This window comes from Streptomyces bobili (genome assembly GCF_002154575.1).
GTDB lineage: Bacteria > Actinomycetota > Actinomycetes > Streptomycetales > Streptomycetaceae > Streptomyces > Streptomyces bobili.
In genome coordinates this window covers 1-2,026 of the sequence record NZ_MUBA01000637.1, presented here as the reverse complement: position 1 = coordinate 2,026, position 2,026 = coordinate 1, and the positions used below count along the sequence as shown (strand labels likewise).

The 2,026-nt window shown below is 74.4% G+C and carries 2 protein-coding genes; both read left to right on the top strand.

What is annotated here, in order from left to right:
• Window positions 1–1,007: ABC transporter permease (locus tag BZL64_RS35255; protein ID WP_208639586.1), on the top strand; the 1,007-nt coding region annotated here is incomplete at its 5' end.
• The gene (locus tag BZL64_RS35250; protein WP_086773129.1) at window positions 1,004–2,008 is read left to right on the top strand and encodes an ABC transporter permease subunit; all 1,005 of its coding nucleotides are present in this window, start codon (window positions 1,004–1,006) and stop codon (window positions 2,006–2,008) included. The genes BZL64_RS35255 and BZL64_RS35250, both read left to right, overlap by 4 nt.
• The last annotated feature ends 18 nt before the right edge of the window (window positions 2,009–2,026 follow it).

Sequence of the window (2,026 nt, the reverse complement as noted above, 5' to 3'; positions counted from 1 at the left end):
CCTGGCTCCTGCGCCTGCACCGTCCCGGACTGGCCGTCTGGGCCGCTCTCGTCGCCGTCCTCGTCCTCGCCCTGCTCGCGATGTGGGGCCCGCTCGGTGCCGCGGCCGCCGACGGCTGGCGGCAGTACCGCGCCTGCGGCGACAGCGGGCCGTGCGGTTACGACCAGGACGCGATCATCCGGTACCGGGACGTGTACACGTACACGACGTTCGCCGTGATCGGGCTGCCCTTCCTGGTCGCCGCCTGGGCGGGGGCCGCCCTGGTCGGCCGCGAGCTGGAGAGCGGCACCGCCCACCTCGCCTGGACGACGGGCCTCTCGCCGACCCGCTGGCTGGCCGCCAAGCTGGCCGCCCCCGCCGCCCTGATCGCCGCCTGCACCGGGCTGCTGGTGCTGCTGCATCACCTGGCCTGGTCGGCGAACCGGCACCGCATCGACACCTCCAAGTCCTGGGCCGACTCCCCCACCCTGCACGCCAACGGCCCCACCACGGTCGCCCTCGCGCTGGCCGGCCTCGCCGCCGGGGTCCTCGCGGGCCTGCTGTGGCGCCGTACGCTGCCCGCGCTGGTCGCCGGACTGGGCTTCACCGTGGTCCTGCGGTTCGCGGCCGACCTGGCCATGCCGCATCTGTGGCCGTCCGTCACGCGCGTCACCGGCCTCGAGACCGGCTACGTCATGGAGGGCGTCGAGGTCGACTCCGGCCTGGTCACCGCCGACGGCGCACACATCGCCGACCCCGGCTGCGGTCCGTCGTTCGTCGAAGGCTGCGCCGAGGTGTACGGCAAGCTCGACGCCACCGGTTTCTACAGGGAGTTCCACCCCGAGTCGCACTACTGGCCTCTCCAGCTGACCACGAGCGCCCTCCTCCTGGCCGTCGCGGCCGGCCTCGTCGTCACCGCGTTCGCCCTGCTCAGGCGATCTACGGCCACGACACACACACCGGCCCGCACACCCGCACGCATCCCGACCCGCACCGAGGCACCCGCCCGCGAGGAGGCCGCCGTATGACCGCCGCCCCCACCGCGCGCGTCCCCCAGGAGGCACAGAAGGCCGAGGCGGCCCCCGCCACCCGCTGGGGCGTCGCCCGCACCGTCCTGCGGCTGCACCGCGCCGCCCTGATCGTCTGGGGTCTGGCCGTGCTGGGCCTGACGGGCTGGCTGGTGTGGCTCACCGAGGTCACCGCCGACGAGACGCGCGCCAAGCAGGAGGCCTGCAACCGGGCGGGCCTGGACGTGTGCGACACGAACGTCGGCCTGTTCGGCTACAGCGCGCCGATGGACGGGATCGCCACCCTGGCCGCCCACTCCTTCATCGTCGTCGCCGCCTTCGCGGGCGGCGCGCTGATCGGCCGCGAACTGGAGAACGGCACCGCCCGTCTCGCCTGGTCGCAGGGCATCACCCCGGCCCGCTGGCTGACCGCCAAGCTCGCCTGCCCCGCTCTCGCCGTGACCGTCGGCGTCACCGTCCTGGTCCTGGTGTTCCGCTGGGCGTGGGAGCCCAACCGGGTCCTGATCGGCACCGACTGGGTGGGCGACAGCGTGTTCGCGCTCCTCGGCCCGGCCGCCGTCGCCTACGCCCTGTGCGCCCTCGCCCTGGGCACGCTCACCGCGCTCCTGCTACGCCGCACCCTGCCCGCACTGGCCGTCTCCGCCGCCCTGACCTGGGTGCTCTCCCTGATCCTGGTGCACGCGCGCGCCTCCCTGTGGCCGGCCCTGACCCGGACCTCGGCGACCGAGTACGTCTACTCCCCGCGCCGCGCCTGGGACCTGAGCCAGGGTGCGCTGGTGCACGGCAGCCCCGCCCCGCAGGTGAACCACTGGGCCTGCGACGGCACTGCCCGGGAGCGGCAGCGCTGTCTGGACGACCTCGGTGTCACCGGCTACTACTCCACCTACCACCCGCGTTCCCACTTCTGGCCCCTGCACCTGGTGGAGACCGGCATCCTTCTGGCCGTCGCCGCCGCGGCCGTCGCCGTGTCCTTCCGCCTCCTGCGCCACCGCACGGCCTGACTCCCCTCGGGCCCACCC